At 46.8% G+C, this 17,998-nt stretch carries 18 protein-coding genes and 1 riboswitch; of the genes, 17 read left to right on the top strand and 1 reads right to left on the bottom strand.

Going from position 1 to position 17,998, the window contains the following annotated elements:
- Nucleotides 1–40 precede the first annotated feature (40 nt).
- From HFD99_RS21535 to HFD99_RS21590, 12 genes are all read left to right on the top strand, one after another.
- Nucleotides 41–811, top strand: a complete 771-nt coding sequence (locus HFD99_RS21535; protein WP_123796605.1) for a TatD family hydrolase — start codon at nucleotides 41–43, stop codon at nucleotides 809–811.
- Between the two features lie 200 nt (nucleotides 812–1,011).
- A riboswitch (cyclic di-AMP (ydaO/yuaA leader) is annotated at nucleotides 1,012–1,291 on the top strand.
- Nucleotides 1,292–1,562: 271 nt separating this feature from the next.
- The gene (locus tag HFD99_RS21540; RefSeq protein ID WP_123796606.1) at nucleotides 1,563–2,711 is read left to right on the top strand and encodes a 3D domain-containing protein; all 1,149 of its coding nucleotides are present in this window, start codon (nucleotides 1,563–1,565) and stop codon (nucleotides 2,709–2,711) included.
- A 146-nt stretch (nucleotides 2,712–2,857) separates the two neighbouring features.
- Nucleotides 2,858–3,403: a ribonuclease M5 gene (gene rnmV / locus HFD99_RS21545; RefSeq protein WP_016818923.1), complete on the top strand. Its 546-nt coding sequence runs from the start codon at nucleotides 2,858–2,860 to the stop codon at nucleotides 3,401–3,403.
- Nucleotides 3,404–3,410: 7 nt separating this feature from the next.
- A complete protein-coding gene (gene rsmA / locus HFD99_RS21550; protein WP_025363643.1) occupies nucleotides 3,411–4,295 on the top strand; it encodes a 16S rRNA (adenine(1518)-N(6)/adenine(1519)-N(6))-dimethyltransferase RsmA in 885 nt (294 codons plus the stop codon).
- 55 nt (nucleotides 4,296–4,350) lie between these two features.
- On the top strand, nucleotides 4,351–5,247 hold the full coding sequence (gene yabG / locus HFD99_RS21555; RefSeq protein WP_025363644.1) for a sporulation peptidase YabG: 897 nt from the start codon (nucleotides 4,351–4,353) through the stop codon (nucleotides 5,245–5,247).
- 199 nt (nucleotides 5,248–5,446) lie between these two features.
- Nucleotides 5,447–5,728, top strand: a complete 282-nt coding sequence (gene veg / locus HFD99_RS21560; RefSeq protein WP_013308120.1) for a biofilm formation stimulator Veg — start codon at nucleotides 5,447–5,449, stop codon at nucleotides 5,726–5,728.
- A 165-nt stretch (nucleotides 5,729–5,893) separates the two neighbouring features.
- The gene (locus HFD99_RS21565; protein ID WP_007428013.1) at nucleotides 5,894–6,073 is read left to right on the top strand and encodes a small, acid-soluble spore protein, alpha/beta type; all 180 of its coding nucleotides are present in this window, start codon (nucleotides 5,894–5,896) and stop codon (nucleotides 6,071–6,073) included.
- 144 nt (nucleotides 6,074–6,217) lie between these two features.
- Nucleotides 6,218–7,072: a 4-(cytidine 5'-diphospho)-2-C-methyl-D-erythritol kinase gene (gene ispE / locus HFD99_RS21570; RefSeq protein ID WP_025676573.1), complete on the top strand. Its 855-nt coding sequence runs from the start codon at nucleotides 6,218–6,220 to the stop codon at nucleotides 7,070–7,072.
- A 181-nt stretch (nucleotides 7,073–7,253) separates the two neighbouring features.
- Nucleotides 7,254–8,093, top strand: coding sequence for a pur operon repressor (purR, locus tag HFD99_RS21575; RefSeq protein WP_013368673.1), 840 nt, complete (start codon nucleotides 7,254–7,256; stop codon nucleotides 8,091–8,093).
- Between the two features lie 163 nt (nucleotides 8,094–8,256).
- A complete protein-coding gene (gene spoVG / locus HFD99_RS21580) occupies nucleotides 8,257–8,544 on the top strand; it encodes a septation regulator SpoVG (RefSeq protein WP_007428016.1) in 288 nt (95 codons plus the stop codon).
- Nucleotides 8,545–8,889: 345 nt separating this feature from the next.
- Nucleotides 8,890–10,287, top strand: a complete 1,398-nt coding sequence (gene glmU / locus HFD99_RS21585) for a bifunctional UDP-N-acetylglucosamine diphosphorylase/glucosamine-1-phosphate N-acetyltransferase GlmU (protein ID WP_016818919.1) — start codon at nucleotides 8,890–8,892, stop codon at nucleotides 10,285–10,287.
- Nucleotides 10,288–10,346: 59 nt separating this feature from the next.
- Complete coding sequence (locus HFD99_RS21590; protein WP_013308125.1) at nucleotides 10,347–11,300, top strand: ribose-phosphate diphosphokinase; 954 nt, start codon at nucleotides 10,347–10,349, stop codon at nucleotides 11,298–11,300.
- A gap of 68 nt (nucleotides 11,301–11,368) precedes the next feature.
- Here the strand turns inward: HFD99_RS21590 and HFD99_RS26020 are convergent, their stop codons facing one another.
- Nucleotides 11,369–11,569, bottom strand: coding sequence for a hypothetical protein (locus HFD99_RS26020; RefSeq protein WP_013368676.1), 201 nt, complete (start codon nucleotides 11,567–11,569; stop codon nucleotides 11,369–11,371).
- A gap of 74 nt (nucleotides 11,570–11,643) precedes the next feature.
- Between HFD99_RS26020 and pth the strand changes: the two genes are divergently transcribed.
- The 5 genes from pth to spoVT all read left to right on the top strand — a co-directional run bounded on the left by pth (nucleotide 11,644) and on the right by spoVT (nucleotide 17,995).
- Entirely contained in the window at nucleotides 11,644–12,204 is a 561-nt protein-coding gene (gene pth / locus HFD99_RS21600; RefSeq protein WP_016818918.1) for an aminoacyl-tRNA hydrolase, read from the top strand.
- Nucleotides 12,205–12,290: 86 nt separating this feature from the next.
- Nucleotides 12,291–12,521, top strand: a complete 231-nt coding sequence (locus HFD99_RS21605; RefSeq protein ID WP_007428020.1) for an anti-sigma-F factor Fin family protein — start codon at nucleotides 12,291–12,293, stop codon at nucleotides 12,519–12,521.
- A 134-nt stretch (nucleotides 12,522–12,655) separates the two neighbouring features.
- Nucleotides 12,656–16,183 carry a transcription-repair coupling factor gene (gene mfd, locus HFD99_RS21610; protein ID WP_016818917.1) on the top strand — a complete coding sequence of 1,176 codons (3,528 nt, stop codon included), beginning with the start codon at nucleotides 12,656–12,658 and terminating at the stop codon, nucleotides 16,181–16,183.
- On the top strand, nucleotides 16,167–17,285 hold the full coding sequence (locus HFD99_RS21615; RefSeq protein WP_123796607.1) for a peptidylprolyl isomerase: 1,119 nt from the start codon (nucleotides 16,167–16,169) through the stop codon (nucleotides 17,283–17,285). The genes mfd and HFD99_RS21615 overlap by 17 nt, the downstream gene beginning before the upstream one ends.
- A 167-nt stretch (nucleotides 17,286–17,452) precedes the next feature.
- A complete protein-coding gene (gene spoVT, locus HFD99_RS21620; RefSeq protein ID WP_013368681.1) occupies nucleotides 17,453–17,995 on the top strand; it encodes a stage V sporulation protein T in 543 nt (180 codons plus the stop codon).
- Nucleotides 17,996–17,998: the final 3 nt, after the last annotated feature.

Here is a 17,998-nt window from a genome sequence, read left to right on the forward strand (position 1 = left end):
AAATATATAGAAATGTAAGTAAAAAAAGGAGATGAAAACCTTGGATTTATTCGACACTCATACTCACCTGGATGCGCCACAATTTGACGAAGACCGTGAAGAAGTTATAGCACGTGCTGTCGAATCAGGAGTAACACGGATGATCAATATCGGATTTAATCGTGAAACCATTCCATCCACCATGAAGCTGGCTGAGACGTATGATTATATTTATGCGGCCGTTGGATGGCATCCGCAGGATGCTATTACAATGCAGGAGGGGGATTTAGAATGGATTGCATCGTTATGCAGTCATAAAAAGGTTGTAGCGATCGGAGAGATCGGTCTGGATTACTATTGGGATACATCACCAAAGGATGTACAGCAGCGGGTGCTTCGAAACCAAATTGGTCTGGCACGTGAGCTCAACATGCCAATTGTTATCCATAACCGGGATGCGCATGAAGATATTGTGAGAATCTTACGTGAGGAAAAGGCGAGCGAGATTGGCGGAGTCATGCACTCCTTTTCTGGGAGCTGGGAGACCGCTAAAATGGTGCTTGATATGGGCTTTCACCTTTCCTTTGGCGGGCCCATAACGTTCAAAAATGCCAAGCAGCCAAAAGAGGTACTGGCCCAGGTTCCGCTGGATCGTCTGCTGATTGAAACGGACGCGCCATACTTGACGCCTCATCCGTTTCGCGGGAAGCGAAATGAGTCGGCCCATGTGAGATTGGTGGCAGAGGCAGCTGCCCAAATTAAGGGAATTACAGTGGAGGAATTGGTATCCATTACGACCCAAAATGCTTTGGAACGATTTGACATTCAGTGAAAAAGCGAAGAAATCAATTAAAATAAAGAGATAGACGGAGCTAATTATGATTTTGTTGCAGGAAACTCAAGAATATTACAATTTTTTAACCGAATATTTTAAAAAATGTACTTGAAACCTGCTTTACAACATGCATGGAAACAGGATATCATCTTTTCAGTGAATTGTTGTTGAGTGTAAACATCAACAAATCATTTCATGAACCAGTCTCGCTGAGTCCCTTTTGCAGGGAACGGGGGAACCGATATGGCTTACAGTACGTCCGGCGTATGTGCAAGAGAGAATGTCTCTTCAGCAGCCGGCTCAACCGAAATTCATTTCCCGAATGGGATGAACAGGTAGAGAAGCCGTATTTCGATTTCTTTCTGGGTCTTCGGGGTGAATGTGAAGGCGACCGCCATGAGCGGTTGACCTAAGCTAGGGCGACTCTCTACGTCCGAACCCGACAGCTAACCCCGTAAGCGTAACAAGAGAGAAGCCATCTCGTGCATGAGTTTTCCCGCATATTCACACATGTTGGAAGCCACGAAAGAGCTCTCTAGTCTCTTTCTTTGGCTTTTTTTGTTGTGAATAAAAGAAAATCTGTCATCATACTGTGGTTAAACAGGGGAGGACAGCATGCCGCGAAGACGGGTACATGGTGCAGGACAGTCGCAGTACGGGCTTGTCTTGTAGAAAATCTGTTATAGTCACGTCAACGATCAACTATGTCTTACTCCAGACGGCGGGCTATGTAAGGAGGACGGAGGAAATGGGCATTTTCCGAAAAGAGGAGACCCATGAGTCACGCTCATCCAGCATGTCTTACGTATTACGTTGGAAGCAAGAGAATGTGCGCCAGGCTGCTTTGGTTGCTATTTTTCTAATCGCACTAACGATTATGATTTCAATTCTGATGTACACGCAATCTAAAAAACAAGTCTTTTTTGTCATCGATGGTAAGGCATCTGCGGTAGAAACCCGGGAATCCAAGCTCCAAGATTTGCTCAATGAGCATTCTATTTCACTTCAGCCGCATGATACAATTTCCATGCCGCTAAATGGGGCAGTACAGGATGGGGATCGCGTAGTCATTAAACGTGCCAATCAGGTTAAAGTATCCTCAGGCAATAAGACGAAAAAGCTGTACACAACAGAAAATACAGTAGAGGGTGCCATTCGCACTTCGGGCTATAAATTATCATCAACGGATAAAGTTTACCCTGCGTTGGATGCCTCTGTTTCAGCTAACATGGACATAAAAATCGTCCGTGTGAAGAAACAGCAGGTCGAACAGAAAAAACAAGTGCCTTATCAGGTCATCAAAACGGCAGATCCAAGTCTCTATAAAGGCGATAATCGAGTCATTCAAAGTGGCAAATCGGGTGTGGTAGTCCAGCATGTTCAAAAGGTATACCATGATGGAAAATTGGTATCCAAACAGCTGGTCAACAAGGAAGTCGCACAGAATCGTGTGGATAAGGTAATTGCGGTAGGAACGAAGAAAAAACCGGTCGTTCTAGCTGCTTCCATCGGCCCTAAAGATGCGGTTAAGGCTACAAAGGTAAGTTCGGGCAGTGCTGTCCGTAAAGCAGGTATTAATTTTAATTATAGAAAAGTTTTACAAAACGTCTCCATGACGGCGTATTCCGCACAAGAGCCAGGTATCGGTACACGTACCGCCTCCGGCACACGTGTCACGGAAGGACGCACCATCGCTGTCGATCCGAATGTAATTCCAATCGGGTGGTGGGTGTATATTGAAGGGGTGGGCTTCCGCCGTGCGGAGGATACCGGTGGCGCGATTAAAGGCCACAAAATCGATGTGTATTATGAGAGTTTGAGCCGGGCCAACCAATTTGGTCGTAAGCACGGTAAAACCGTATATGTTATCGGACCTGTAAAGCCGGAAATCAACTAAAACAGGTTGTGTATGTTGAGGACAATGCGATAGTATTAACAACATAGTTATGCCATGCTAAGAAGAGGATACCCTCTTCTTATTTTGTTTTCAAAAGCAGGGAAAGATAAATATATGTTGCTGTGTAGCAGTGGAGGGAAACGAAGATGATCAAGGAAGTGATCGTGGTGGAAGGCAGGGATGATACGGTAGCCATTCGCCGTGCTGTCGAAGCAGATACGATAGAAACTGGCGGTTCAGCCATTAATAAAATGACGCTGCGGAAAATTGCATTGGCGCAGGAACGGCGGGGGGTCATTATTTTAACTGATCCCGATCATGCAGGGGAGCGTATCCGTAAAATCATCGCCTCCAAGGTACCCGGCTGCAAGCAGGCTTTTATACCTGAGGCAGAGGCGACGCGCAAAGGGGATATTGGCGTAGAGAATGCCTCCCCGGAAGCCATCAGACACGCTCTCGCGCGGGTACATACGACAGTGGAAGGTGCCGAACCGCTGATTGAATGGGCGGACCTGATTGATGCTGGACTTATCACCCATCCCAATGCTGCTGCACGCCGTATGGCCTTGGGGAATGTACTGGGTATTGGCTATTGTAACGGAAAGCAGCTACATAAGCGGCTCTCTGTATTTCAGATCAGCCGTGAGGAATTTGCCAGTGCGCTGGCACAAATCGAAAGTGAAGGATTGTGATATCCGTATGACAGGGATTCAAGATATAGCAACACCGCGGCGTACGAAGGAAATTATTCAAAAGCACGGTTTTTCGTTCAAAAAGAGCTTGGGACAAAACTTTCTGATTGATCAAAATATTCTGAGCAAGATCGTAAATGCTGCCGGTTTGGATGATACAAAGGGTGCGCTTGAGATCGGTCCGGGGATTGGAGCTTTGACTGAAAAATTGGCGCAATCGGCTAAGGCAGTTACCGCTGTCGAGATTGATCAGCGGCTGCTGCCCATTCTTGAAGAAGTGCTGGCCCCTTACGATCACGTAAAGGTTCGTCATGGAGACGTATTGAAGCTGGATTTGCGTGAGGTGTTCGCAGTCGATTTTGCAGACGTGAGCAAAGTGAGTGTCGTCGCTAATCTGCCGTATTACGTCACTACACCGATTCTGATGCGTCTACTGGAGGACAAGCTTCCTTTGGAGAATATCGTCGTTATGATTCAAAAGGAGGTGGCTGAGCGCATGGCTGCGTCTCCTGGTACGAAGGATTACGGCAGCTTAAGCATAGCCGTGCAATATTACAGCGAGCCTGAGTTAGTCTGTACGGTGCCGAATACAGTATTTATTCCTCAGCCGAATGTTGATTCGGCAGTTATTCGGCTGCGTGTACGAGAAGTTCCTCCGGTGGAAGTGGTGGACGAGAAGCATTTCTTTGAAGTGGTTCATGCCGCCTTTGCTCAACGTCGTAAAACCATTTCAAATAACCTAAAAAGCCGCTTCTTCACTAAAGAGAACAGGGACACGCTGGAGCCGCTGTTGCAACAAGCTGGTATTGAGCCTTCCCGTCGAGGGGAAACGCTGAGTATCGAGGAATTTGCGCGTCTCAGCGCCGTGCTGTTAGAGGCTGGAATATCCTAAGTTGGAACCAAACTGTGCATTCACCCATACGATATAGGAGGGGTGATACAGTGTGATGAGTTTAGGAGACTTGGTCGTTCGGAAATCGTACGGCGGTGATGTCACGTTTCGCGTTGAGGACATCCAGCGGGATAAAGCGATCATTAAGGGGACGGAATTTCGGCTACTGGCTGATTCCCCGGTGAACGATTTGGTCAGAGTGCCGGCAGACCAGGTTAGCGGTAAGACTCAACAGGCCCACATTAAGGCCGGAGAGTCTCTTAATCTTTTGCAACGGGCACGCCAGCAGCAAGCTGCCCGTAGCCAGGCGGCTCTGATTGGAGAGTGGAGTGATCCGGTGGAGTCAACGTATTTTGAAATGCCAGGAAAGGTTCTTCATCTGGATGGAGACCCTGGCTATTTAAGGAAATGTCTCAGTCTATATGAACAGCTCCGTGTTCCCGCAGAGGGACATCACGTTCACGAATCGGCAATGGCGGATACGTTATACCGACTGCTTCCCCGCATTCGTCCTGATATTGTAGTCATCACTGGACATGATGGTGTGCTAAAGCAACCGCAGCCTTATGATTTGTACAGCTTGAAAAGCTACAAGAATTCGCAAAATTTTGTGGCAGCGATTCAGGTAGCGAGACAATATGAGCGTCATCTGGATTCACTGACAATTGTAGCGGGTGCGTGCCAGTCCCATTTTGAGGCGCTGCTACGTGCTGGAGCCAACTTTGCCAGTTCCCCAGGGCGTATCTTGATTCACGCTCTGGACCCCGTTTACGTGGCTGCCAAGGCCGCATTTACTTCAATCCGTGATACGGTCAATATGGGAGACTTGTTTCACCAGACCATCAGTGGCAGCCGCGGAGTGGGTGGAATTGAAACAAGGGGAAGCTACCGCATCGGTTTGCCGAAGCTTGAAAATTTGTCAACGCTTAAAGTAACGCCTTCAGCGATCTGAAATTCAAATGTGCCTAATAGGGTTTATCTGAACAAAAGCCTCTTTTTAGAGGCTTTTTGTCATTTTTTATGTATATTATTCCTGTTCGTAAAAAATTAAATTGACAACTTATTTTTCGTGTTGTTATAATATTTAGCTTGATTTGACAATCCCTCTAAAATTCGTTATAATGGACAAGGAAAGAGGTGGTCGTTAGGCAATGGCTAAAAATACGCTGTTGGAAATCAAACGCAGTCTCGACGCACATGTAGGGCAAAAGATTTTGCTGCGGGCTAACGGCGGACGCCGTAAGACCGTCGAACGAACTGGTGTCTTGGAAGAAACGTACCCTTCTGTTTTTATCGTCAAGCTGGATCAGGAGCAACAGACGTTTAAACGTGTCTCCTACAGCTATGCTGACATTCTTACCGAGTCGGTGGAGGTCAGTGTATATGATCCCGACTCTCACACAAGTGTAGTCGAATATTTCGAAACACCTTAATTCTTTTTTACGTAATTTATACCAGCTTTGCAGGTTTAACGGCGACCTCGTCATTTTTAATGGCGGGGTCGTTTTGTATTTGCAGAGCAGGATGAAGCATGATATCTCTGCACATACTAAGGCGGGAATGATCTTCCTTATTCCATTGCCGAAGGAGGCGTATGCATGAGCCGAAGAAGACGGAGTGTTATGTCGGAAGAGCTAAAGTACGAACTAGCCAAAGATCTGGGGTTTTACGACACGGTCAAGGAAGAAGGCTGGGGAGGCATTAAAGCCAAGGATGCGGGCAATATGGTCAAGCGGGCCATTCAGCTTGCGGAGCAGGCGGCTTCTCGCAAATCGTAGCTCTCGGTGGTGCTGATGAAAAGCGGGGATATCCGGGGTCATACCGGGGCATCTCCGCTTTTTTGAACCTCATGACTTGACAGGCTGAGTCTGATATAATATGTTAAGCTGTCTTGAGGGAAAAGTTGAAGGTGGGTGAACGCCTTGAAAATATATGAAAAAGCACCGGCGAAAATTAATTTAATGCTTGATGTTCTACGTAAGCGGGATGATGGTTATCACGAGGTCGAAATGATCATGACTATGGTTGATCTATCCGACCGATTGACGATGTCCGAGTTACCGCGTGATACCATTATCATTTCTAGTCAAGCCGGGTACATACCATTGGATGAAAAGAACTTGGCTTTTCAGGCTGCGCGTCTGATCAAAGAACGTTATAACGTGTCTACAGGCGTCCATATCCATCTGGATAAGCATATCCCGGTGGCTGCAGGATTAGCAGGCGGAAGCAGCGATGCTGCTGCAGCATTGCGTGGACTGAACAAGCTGTGGAAACTCGGTATCTCGGATGCGGAATTAAGGGTACTGGGTGCTGAATTGGGTTCAGACGTACCTTTCTGCATTACAGGGGGCACAGCTTTAGCGAGCGGGCGCGGAGAACTGCTCAAGCCACTGCCGAATCCGCCACAATGCTGGGTGATTCTCGCCAAGCCGCCGATTAATGTTTCGACGGCTGAAGTGTATGGTCGTGTCAAAGCGGATCAGATTACGCACCACCCGTCTGCCCGGCAGATGGAACAGGCGATTCGTAACGCTTCTTTTACCGATGTATGCAACGCCCTGGGTAATGTACTGGAGGATGTGACATTAAAGCTGTATCCAGAAGTGGAGCATCTTAAAAACTCCATGATCCGTTTAGGAGCAGATGGCGTGCTGATGTCAGGCAGTGGACCTACAGTGTTCGGGTTGGTATCTAAGGAAGCCAAAGTGCCACGGATCTATAACGGACTAAGAGGCTTTTGTAAAGATGTATACGCAGTACGACTTTTGACCTGATTTTAGATATTTTCTTCATATTATAGTGGTAATTGTTGTACAAATACGTACGAAGATGATATATTTACTATTAAATATTCGGATTTTACTATATCACTTACATTCCGCCAGCAACCGGCCAGTCCGCCGGTGCTTTATTGTACGAAGCGGGCGGCAGGAGAATAGATCGCGAGGAATTGTTGTGAAAAAACTTAAAAGAAGCTCACGATTGGTGGAAATGACACAATTTTTGTTGTCACGGCCGCATACATTGGTGCCTCTTACTCATTTTGCAGATCGATACGGGGCAGCTAAGTCGTCGATAAGCGAGGATCTAGCTATTATCAAAGAAGTATTTGAGGATGAGGGTACTGGCGAGCTTCTGACACTGGCGGGAGCAGCAGGGGGCGTCAAGTTGATCCCACGGCTTTCCAAGCAGCATGCGCTTGCGTTTGCGAACGACTTGTGCGCGCAGCTGGAGCAGCCTGATCGCATATTACCGGGAGGGTACCTATATTTATCCGATTTGCTGGGCCAACCAGCGATGATGAACGAAGCAGGTAAAATATTTGCGACCGCTTTTGCCGATCGTCAGATTGATGTGGTTATGACTGTAGAGACGAAGGGCATTCCGCTTGCATATGCAACCGGAGCACAGCTTAATTTGCCAGTCGTGCTTGTACGACGTGACCATCAGGTGACAGAAGGCTCAGCTGTAAGTATTAATTATGTTTCTGGATCACAAAAGAGCCTGCATACGATGTCTTTATCCAGACGTGCAATGCGTGAGAAATCGCGTGTGCTCATCGTAGATGATTTTATGAAGGCTGGCGGCACGATACAAGGAATGGTTGACTTGTTAGCAGAGTTTGATGCTGAGGTAGCTGGTGTCGGTGTTCTGGTAGAGTCGGGCGAGGTGGAGAACGAAGAGCGCCTGTTGCACGATTATATTTCACTGGCAAATCTGACCGCAGTCGATTCTCGAAGCAAGCAAATTACAGTCAAGCTGGGTAATTATTTTGATGAGTTAACAGGGCAGTAAATTGTCACAATTCATCATAAAATACCTAAATATGTCGAAAAGAAATCTTTTCAAAAAAATTACCTGAATTTAGGATACGAATTGTCCAAAAAAAGAAGGAATTCGAAATGCTGTGTGGAATGTATACACCAAGTCCTATTTGGAAAAAGGTGGTGAAACACACATGCAGATTACGGATGTTAGACTCCGCCGAGTGAACTCAGAAGGAAGAATGAAGGCGATTGCATCCATTACAATTGATAACGAGTTTGTTGTTCATGACATCCGAGTTATCGACGGTAACAACGGGATGTTCGTAGCTATGCCAAGCAAACGAACCCCTGACGGAGAGTTTCGCGATATCGCTCACCCGATATCTTCAGGAACTCGTGAAAAGATTCAAGCTGCTGTATTGACTGAGTACGAACGTGCAGCTGTTGATGAAGAAGTTGCTATTGAAGAAGGCGCTTAATTCGCCTAAAGCAGGATTGGGGTACAAAAGAAAAAGAGAGCCACTAACTGTGGCTCTCTTTTCTTTTTGCCTGGAATGAGATATATTCTTTAGTGAGTTAACAGTCAGTTTTAAGGCAACTTGGAGCCATCCGGGCTGCCGAAGCGGCTTTTTCATAAGACAGGGACTAGGCAGCGATGCGTCCTGGGGATGAACGTCCAGCACAAGCTGGCCTGAAAAAATAGCCATTAACCAAAGGTTCGCCGTTATTTTTCAGGAGGATTGTGAAAAGTTAAGCAAAATCTGATCTGGGAATTAACGTTTTAGCCAAGGGGTAACTGTTATTTTCAGGATAGGAGGTTGGACTTGTTGGAAAGGTTGGCAGTCATTCTTGCCGCAGGGCAGGGAAAACGTATGAAATCCAAATTATATAAAGTTCTGCATCCGGTGTGCGGAAAACCGATGGTCGGACATGTGCTCGACACGGTTCGTGCAATCGGTGTGTCCCGCAGTGTAGTCGTCGTGGGTCACGGAGCAGAGGCGGTACAGTCTTATTTGGGACCGTCGGCAGAATATGCGCTTCAGGCAGAGCAACTGGGAACGGGCCATGCTGTCAAGCAAGCCAAGGACCTGCTCGGTCAGGAGCAGGGCACCACAATTGTCATCTGTGGAGATACTCCGTTGATCACAGCGGAAACGCTGGAAGGTTTGGTGCAACTGCACGAAAGCCGCGGAGCGGCTGCAACGATTCTGACCGCCGAGTTGGACGACCCGAAAGGATATGGACGAGTTATTCGTGATACTTCCGGGGCTGTGCTTAAGATCGTGGAACAGAAGGATTGTTCACCTGAGGAAGATGCTGTCCGTGAGATTAACACAGGAACGTATTGTTTTGACAATGCCAAGTTATTTGCAGCGCTGGACAAGGTAACGAACGCCAATGCACAGCAGGAATACTACCTGACCGATGTCATTGGTATTTTGCATGGCGAAGGTGAGAAGGTTGAGGCGTATTTGACAGATGACGTGTCGGAATCTATCGGTGTAAACGACAGAGTTGCTTTGTCGGTTGCTGAAGGTTATATGCGCGAGCGTATCGTTCGCAAACATATGCTGAATGGTGTCACCGTCATTGATCCGTCTTCTACCTACATCGGGAGCGATGTTGTCATTGGTTCCGATACAGTATTGTACCCAAATACATGGCTGCATGGTCAAACACAAATCGGAGAAGATTGTGTGATTGGCCCGCAGGCCGAGATCCAGAATACGATTATCCACTCAGGAGCAACAGTGAAACATTCGGTGTTGAACGAAGCGGAAGTGGGAAGCAGTACATCTGTAGGTCCGTTTGCTTATCTGCGTCCAGGCGCGAAGCTTGGCGAACATGTGAAGATTGGTGATTTTGTAGAGGTGAAAAATGCGACCATTGGAGATCATTCCAAGGTGTCTCATTTGAGCTATGTCGGTGATGCCAAGGTGGGTACAAACGTAAATATTGGCTGCGGGGCAATAACGGTTAATTATGATGGATATAATAAATCCATTACAGAAATTGAAGACGATGCCTTTATTGGCAGCAATGTGAATCTGATCGCCCCGATTAAGATTGGAAAAGGTGCTTATGTTGTCGCAGGCTCCACTGTAACACATGCTGTCCCTGATAACGACCTGGCCATTGCCAGACCACGTCAAGAGAACAAAGCCGGATATGCGGACAAAATCCGCGCGCGTGCCAAAGCAAAGAAAAAAAGATCGGAATGACCTTAATCAGCAAGCTGTTGAATCTGTAATGAATGAACCAGCACGGAGGGTTTCTATTAATGACTTATTGCGATTCCAAACTCAAAATATTTACTTGTAACTCCAATCCGAAGTTAGCCCACCAGATTGCGGACTACATCGGAATCCCAATGGGGGAATCCCATACCACATCGTTTAGTGACGGTGAAATTCAGGTTAAGCTGTCGGAAAGTGTTCGCGGCTGCCATGTGTATATTGTACAGTCCACTTGTCTGCCAGTTAACGACAACTTGATGGAGTTATTGGTTATGATTGATGCACTTAAACGCGCTTCTGCCAAAAGTATCAATGTTGTTATGCCATATTACGGTTATGCTCGTCAGGATCGTAAGGCTCGTTCGCGTGATCCAATCACGGCGAAACTTGTCGCTAACTTGATTGAAAAGGCGGGGGCTCACCGCGTAATCAGTATGGATTTGCATGCGATGCAGATTCAGGGATTCTTTGATATTCCAGTTGATCATATGCTGGGAGCGCCAATTCTGGCCCAATATTTCCGTTCCAAGCAAATTGAGAACCCGATTGTCGTTTCACCCGATCATGGTGGGGTTGTTCGTGCGCGCAAGCTGGCGGACTTCCTGAGTGCGCCGCTCGCTATTATTGATAAGCGTCGTCCAGAGCCAAATGTCAGTGAAGTGATGAATATCATCGGGAACATTGAAGGTAAAACGGCTATTTTAATTGATGATATCATTGATACAGCCGGAACGATTGTATTGGGTGCAAATGCGCTTAAAGAAGGCGGCGTAAAAGATGTGTATGCATGTTGTACACATGCCGTGCTGTCCGGTCCTGCGATGGAAAGACTGGAGAATTCGCCATTAAAAGAGGTGGTTGTGACGGATACGATCCCGATCGTTCACCCAAATCCGACAAGCAAGCTGAAGGTACTGTCTGTGGCTCCATTAATGGGAGAAGCCATCATCCGTGTGCATGAAGAATTGTCGATCAGCAAACTGTTTGAAATCGAATAAGCGCTGGCTCATTAAAAAAGGGGTTGCTTTTTCCATATGGAAAAGGTAACCCCTATCAGCATGTCAGGCTAAAAGCCTGGCCGAGATATGAATGTGAAGCGTTGACGATTGTATAGTGTGTCCTCGATTTCGACGAAATGCTCATTAAAACGCGCAACGATGCCAATTTGAACATGTACATTCCCGTCATAAATTTGGACAGGAACGGAATGTTTTAAATGATATAGAAAATGGCTGTCATATAAGAGGATATCACCTTGATTGAGCATATCGGCACGCACCTTCCTGTTCACTAAAACTATTTTACCAAAAAATCAAGACTTCGAAAGAGGTGTCAAGGCTAATGAAGTGGATTGTAGGATTGGGCAACCCCGGTCCCCAATACGAGAAAACGAGACATAATGTCGGATTTATGGCCTTAGATGCACTTGCCTCACGCCATAATATCCAGATTACCCAAAGCAAATGTAAGGCATTAATTGGTGAGGGGCACATTGGTGGCGTGAAAACGGTATTGATTAAGCCTATGACATATATGAATCTCTCAGGCGAGTCTCTACGTGCATACATGGACTACTATAAGGCCGATATGGAAGATCTGATTGTCGTTTACGATGATCTGGATACAGAGGTCGGTAAAATAAGACTGCGTTATCAAGGTAGCGCAGGCGGTCATAATGGCATTAAATCGATCATTCAGCATACAGGGACGCAATCCTTCAACCGGATTCGCATGGGCATTTCCCGCCCAGAGCCTGGACATGCTATTGTCGATTATGTTTTGGGCACCTTTCCAAAGAAGGAAAAGGAACTATTGACCGGAATGATAGAAGATACGTGCAACGCTTTAGAATACAGTCTGAATCATCCGTTTGAGCGGACGATGGCTGAATTCAACAAGTAAGTTCTGACGTAGGTAGACGGGCTTAAATGGGAGATTGTTGGACATACTGAAAGGTATAGAAAACTTTCAGGAGGCATATACATTACATGGTTGTTAATTATGTATGCAGACATTGTCGAACTTTCTTAGGGCGAATTGACTCCGCTGCAATAACCGAAGAAAGGTTGGGCTTCCATTCCTTGACCCCTGCTGAACGTAGAGATATAATAGCGTATAATTCGGGTGGTGAGGTGACCGTTAAGGTCATTTGCGAGCATTGCAGTCAGGCACTGGAGAATAATCCGGAGCTGAGTCTGCTCGTAAACCCGCTCCAATAACAGGTATTCAACTGGTCTGATGTACCAGCTTGAGAGGTGAAGCGGCAATTCCGCTTATGGAGCCTTGGCAGCATTGCTGAGGCTTCTTTTTCGGTTTACATGTAACTATTTATAAGCATAAAGGGGTGCCTTTTTTGTTACAAGCACTTATTCAGGCTTTTACGAAGGATGCTGATTATGCATCCATTGCGGCAGGTATTTCCTCAGGCATGAAGGAACAGCTGATATCAGGCTTGTCAGGCTCTTCAAGACAGGTCCTGATGGCCGCACTTGCTGAAGATACTGGACGACCGTTAATGGTCATGACGCACAATATGTTTGCCGCTCAAAAGATAGCAGATGATTTGCAGGAAGCGCTTTCTCCTGATCAGGTTTTATTGTATCCAGCTAACGAGTTGGTAGCTGCTGAAGCAGCCATATCCAGTCCAGAGACGTTATCCCAACGAATTGATGTATTGATCCGATGTGCCCAGGGTTTTCGTGGGGTTGTTGTCGTGCCGTTTTCTGGAGTCCGGCGTCTACTACCAATCCCGGAAACATGGCGTGAGGCTCGTGTTGAGCTGAAAGAGGGAGAAACGATTCAGCTGGAAGCATTTTTGCTGCATATGGTGGAGATGGGATACCAGCGTGTAGAGCGTGTTGAATCCCGCGGGGAGATGAGTGTACGCGGGGGAATTGTTGATTTTTATCCAATGACAACCCGTTGGGGCTATCGTGTGGAGTTGTTTGATGATGAAATTGACTCCATCCGTATGTTTGATCCGCAAGATCAGCGTTCGGTGGAAAAGGTACAGGAAGTTACTGTAACGCCATGTAAGGAAGTTATTGCAAGCCACCAGCGTATGGATCAAGCTGCTGATGCCGCTGCTCTGTTGTTGGAGGAACAGCTGGACAAAATGACAGATCGTCAGGCTAAGCAGCATCTGAAAGAGGAAATTCATCGTGAAATTGAGCTGCTGCGGGAGCATGTGTATTTTGACGAAATCTATAAATATATCTCCCTGCTGTATCCTGAACGCAAAACCTTGGCTGATTATATGCCGGAAGATACGATTCTAATCATTGATGAACCAGCACGGATGCTAGAAACAGCCAGGCAGCTAGAGCGGGATGAGTCTGAATGGAATTTGCATTTGCTTCAAAACGGTAAAACTCTACCGCAACTGGAGCTATCGGATAACTCGGATAATCTGCTGTATAATCGGAGATTTCAAACGCTGTTCCTGTCGATCTTTCTTCGCCAGGTTCCACATACACAGCCGCAAAATATTTTGAATTTCATCTGCCGTGGCATGCAGGATTTCCACGGTCAAATGAATGTACTCAAGGCAGAGATGGATCGTTGGCGCAAGGCAGGCACACAGGTTATGATGCTGGCGAGCGGGGATGAACGTCTGGATCGGATGCGGCGAGTGCTTCAAGACTACGGTATTGATGAGCCGACGATGGCGATTGGTAATCTGCAAAGCGGTTTTGAGATGCCGTCTATTCATCTGGCAGTGATTACCGAAGGTGAGATGTTCTCCCAGAAGCAGCGGAAAGCACGTAAGCAGGGGCGACATGTAGACAATGCAGAGCGGATTAAGAGCTATAGCGAGCTGAAGGTGGGCGATTATGTCGTACACCAAAATCACGGAATCGGGAAGTACATGGGAATCGGTACGCTGGAGGTTGGCGGTATCCATAAGGATTACATGCATATCCTCTATGCGGGCGGAGATAAGCTGTCTGTACCGATTGAACAAATTGATCTGATTCAGAAGTATGTGGGCTCCGAGGACAAGGAACCCAAGATTTACAAACTGGGCGGCAATGAGTGGACACGTGTTAAAAGTAAGGTGCGCAGCTCGGTTCAGGACATCGCAGATGACTTGATCAAGCTATATGCGGAAAGACAGTCAGCACCAGGCTTTGCTTTTGAAAAGGATTCACCAGAACAGCAGGAATTTGAGGATATGTTCCCGTATGATGAGACACGTGACCAGATTCGGGCTATTGAAGAAATTAAAAAGGACATGGAGCAGAGTCGTCCGATGGATCGTTTGCTGTGCGGTGACGTAGGCTACGGCAAGACTGAGGTGGCTATTCGTGCTGCTTTTAAGTCTGCTATTGAGGGCAAACAAGTGGCTGTGTTGGTACCGACGACGATTTTGGCACAACAGCACTATGAGACTTTCCGTGAGCGCTTTTCCGGGTATCCGTTCAATATTCAGGTATTGAGCCGTTTCCGCTCGCGCAAAGAGCAGAATGAGACGACCAAGGGAGTTCGACAAGGTACGGTGGATATTGTCATTGGTACTCACCGTCTACTTTCACAGGATCTGGTGTTCAAGGATCTGGGGCTGCTTATTGTCGATGAAGAGCAACGTTTTGGCGTAACGCACAAAGAAAAGCTGAAAAAACTGAAAACGAATGTAGACGTGTTGACACTAACGGCTACACCTATTCCCCGTACGCTGCATATGTCCATGCTGGGTGTACGTGATTTGTCAGTTATTGAGACGCCACCAGAAAACCGTTTTCCAGTGCAGACCTATGTAGTTGAGCATAGCCAGACTCTAGTTCGCGAGGCCATTGAACGCGAGATGGCACGTGGAGGACAGGTGTACTACCTGTATAATCGCGTACAGGGGATTCAGGAGATGGCTGCCGAGATCAATGCACTTGTCCCAGACGCCAAGGTGGGCGTAGGTCACGGACAGATGTCTGAAACGGAACTGGAGAAAACCATTTTGGATTTCCTGGATGGTGAATATGATGTACTGGTTAGCACGAGCATTATCGAAACCGGTGTGGATATCCCCAATGTGAATACACTCATTGTGCATGATGCTGATAAAATGGGGCTTTCCCAGCTTTATCAGCTGCGTGGGCGTGTAGGCCGTTCCAATCGGATTGCCTATGCTTATTTCACGTACCAGCGAGATAAGGTGCTTACAGAGGTGGCGGAGAAGCGGCTTCAGTCTATCAAAGAATTTACGGAGTTGGGTTCTGGGTTCAAGATTGCAATGCGTGATTTGTCCATCCGCGGAGCGGGTAACTTACTTGGCGCCGAGCAGCACGGATTCATCGCTTCCGTTGGTTTTGACCTTTACTCGCAAATGCTGGCTGAGGAAATCAACAAACGTAAAGTCAGTGTGCTTGGAGAAGAGGATCAATCCAACCGGAATTGGAGTACATCGATTGATTTGGGTGTCGATGCTTACCTGCCGGGAGATTATATTTATGACAGCATCCAGAAGATTGAGATTTATAAGAAGGTTGCAGCGGTCAGTACCTTTGATGAGGCTTCCGAACTGGAGGACGAACTGGTCGACCGATTTGGCGATCTGCCAGAGGCTGTTCGTCATTTGCTTGCCGTGGCTCGCCTTAAAGTATATGGACGGATGTATGGAATCGAGTCCATTGTGCAGCGGGATGACAATATAGTGCTGAAATTCCATGAAGGTCGTCAGCACGCGGTTCAGACGGCCAAACTTGCCGAGATTGGCAATCGCTTTGAAAGACGTGTACAATTTGAACAGGGCACTTCTATGAGCGCACGCATAAAGGGCAAAGGTCTAAATGATCCACAGTTGCTAGAACTGCTGGAGCAATTTTTGAGTGCATTGAAAGAAGCATTCACATTGAAGGAGGAACTGCAAAATGCCACAACTAAATAAAAGAAAACCTTGGAGAATGCTCTCCTTGGGCATGGCAGCGTTGCTAGCTATATCGGTGCTGGCAGCATGTACAAAGCAAGCGGATGAGAATAAGGTCAAGGATGAGCCGAAAGACAACAGCAAGGTTGTCGTGACCTATAAGGGTGGAACGATTACCGAAAATGAGTTCAACCAAGAAATCAGCATGATGAAATTTCTGTACCCAGAGTATGAGGCTGCTTTAGCTTCTGATCAGGTACGTGAGCAAATTGTAAAGCAGGAAGTAGTGTACAAGCTTTTGGCGGCCAAAGCGGACGATAAAGCCAAGGAAGAGGGCGCCAAACAAGGGAACGAGCAGTTGGAGCAGTATAAAAAGTCGGTCGGCGAAGATAAGTTTAAGACATTTCTGAGTGATCAGAAGCTGACCGAACAAGGTGTGAAAGATTACTTCACGCGTGTCATGACGGTAATCAACAGCGAAACCAATAAAGTAACGGATGATCAGCTGAAACAGGAATTTGAGAAAAATAAAGATCAATTCACGACAGCAACCGTGCGCCATGTATTGATTAATTTCGAAGATCCAAAAACTAAGAAACAGCGCACAAAAGAGGCTACTCTCAAGCTCGCCAAAGAAGTAAAGACGAAGCTGGACGGTGGAGCGGATTTTGCGACGATTGCCAAGAAGTATTCGGAAGACCCAGGTTCCGCATCTAATGGGGGGCTGTATGAGAATGCGTCCGTAGCACAATGGGTACCTGCTTTTAAAGAGGCTGCCGAAACTCAACCGATTAACAAAATTGGTGAGCCTGTGGAAACAGAATACGGATATCACGTGATCAAAGTGGAGTCCCGCAATGATCCAACATTTGATAAATTGAAGGACAACGAGAAGGCTGCCCTGAAAAATAAATTGGCTGGGGAAAGTATCCAAAACTTTACCGAAAATGATTTGGCGAAGCTTGATTTGAAAATCAATCTGCCGAAGGCACCTGCTACGCAAGAGAAAAGTGGTGCAACGTCCGGTGCGGGCAGCACAACTACACCGAGCGGAACAACAAGCGGTACGGGCGATAGCAAGGCTGGAACAGCCAAAGATGGAGCTGCAAACGAAGCTAAATAACTGAACATGCATAAGGAATTGGGAACAGATGAATACTATGGTCAGATATCACCATAAACACCATGACCGCGACGTTCTTCGTGACCGCTTCTGGGGGAGTGGAAGCGTCTTTCGATACCGTCAGTAGTTTACTAAATTCTTCTTGAGAAAGTGGGGCAACATGTGAAATGAAAGCTACTGGTATAGTTCGCCGTATTGATGATCTTGGGCGGGTAGTTATTCCAAAGGAGATTCGCCGCACCTTGAGAATTCGTGAAGGAGATCCGCTTGAGATTTTTGTGGATCGTGACGGAGAAGTCATTTTGAAAAAGTATTCACCCATTGGTGAACTTGGTGATTTCGCCAAAGAATATGCTGAGTCCCTGTTTGAAAGCACAGGCCATATTACGATGATTACCGATCGTGACACCATTATTACGGTGGCTGGAGGCTCGAAAAAAGAGTTTCTGGACAAGCAAATCGGTAGCATTATCGAAGGTAGCATGGATAATCGCAAGACTGTGCTGGAGACAGCCAGCGGCTCTTATGAGCTGACGCGAGACCACGAAGAAACACTCTCGTCCTTTGTGACGGCTCCCATTGTTTCGGGTGGTGATCCCATCGGATCTGTTATATTGTTGAACAAGGATGAAAATGTAAAAATGTCCGAAATGGAGGTCAAGATGGCTGAAACAGCCGCTGGCTTCCTGGGCAAACAAATGGAACAGTAACAC

The organism is Paenibacillus sp. EKM301P, from assembly GCF_011800295.1.
Classification (GTDB): Bacteria; Bacillota; Bacilli; order Paenibacillales; family Paenibacillaceae; genus Paenibacillus; species Paenibacillus polymyxa.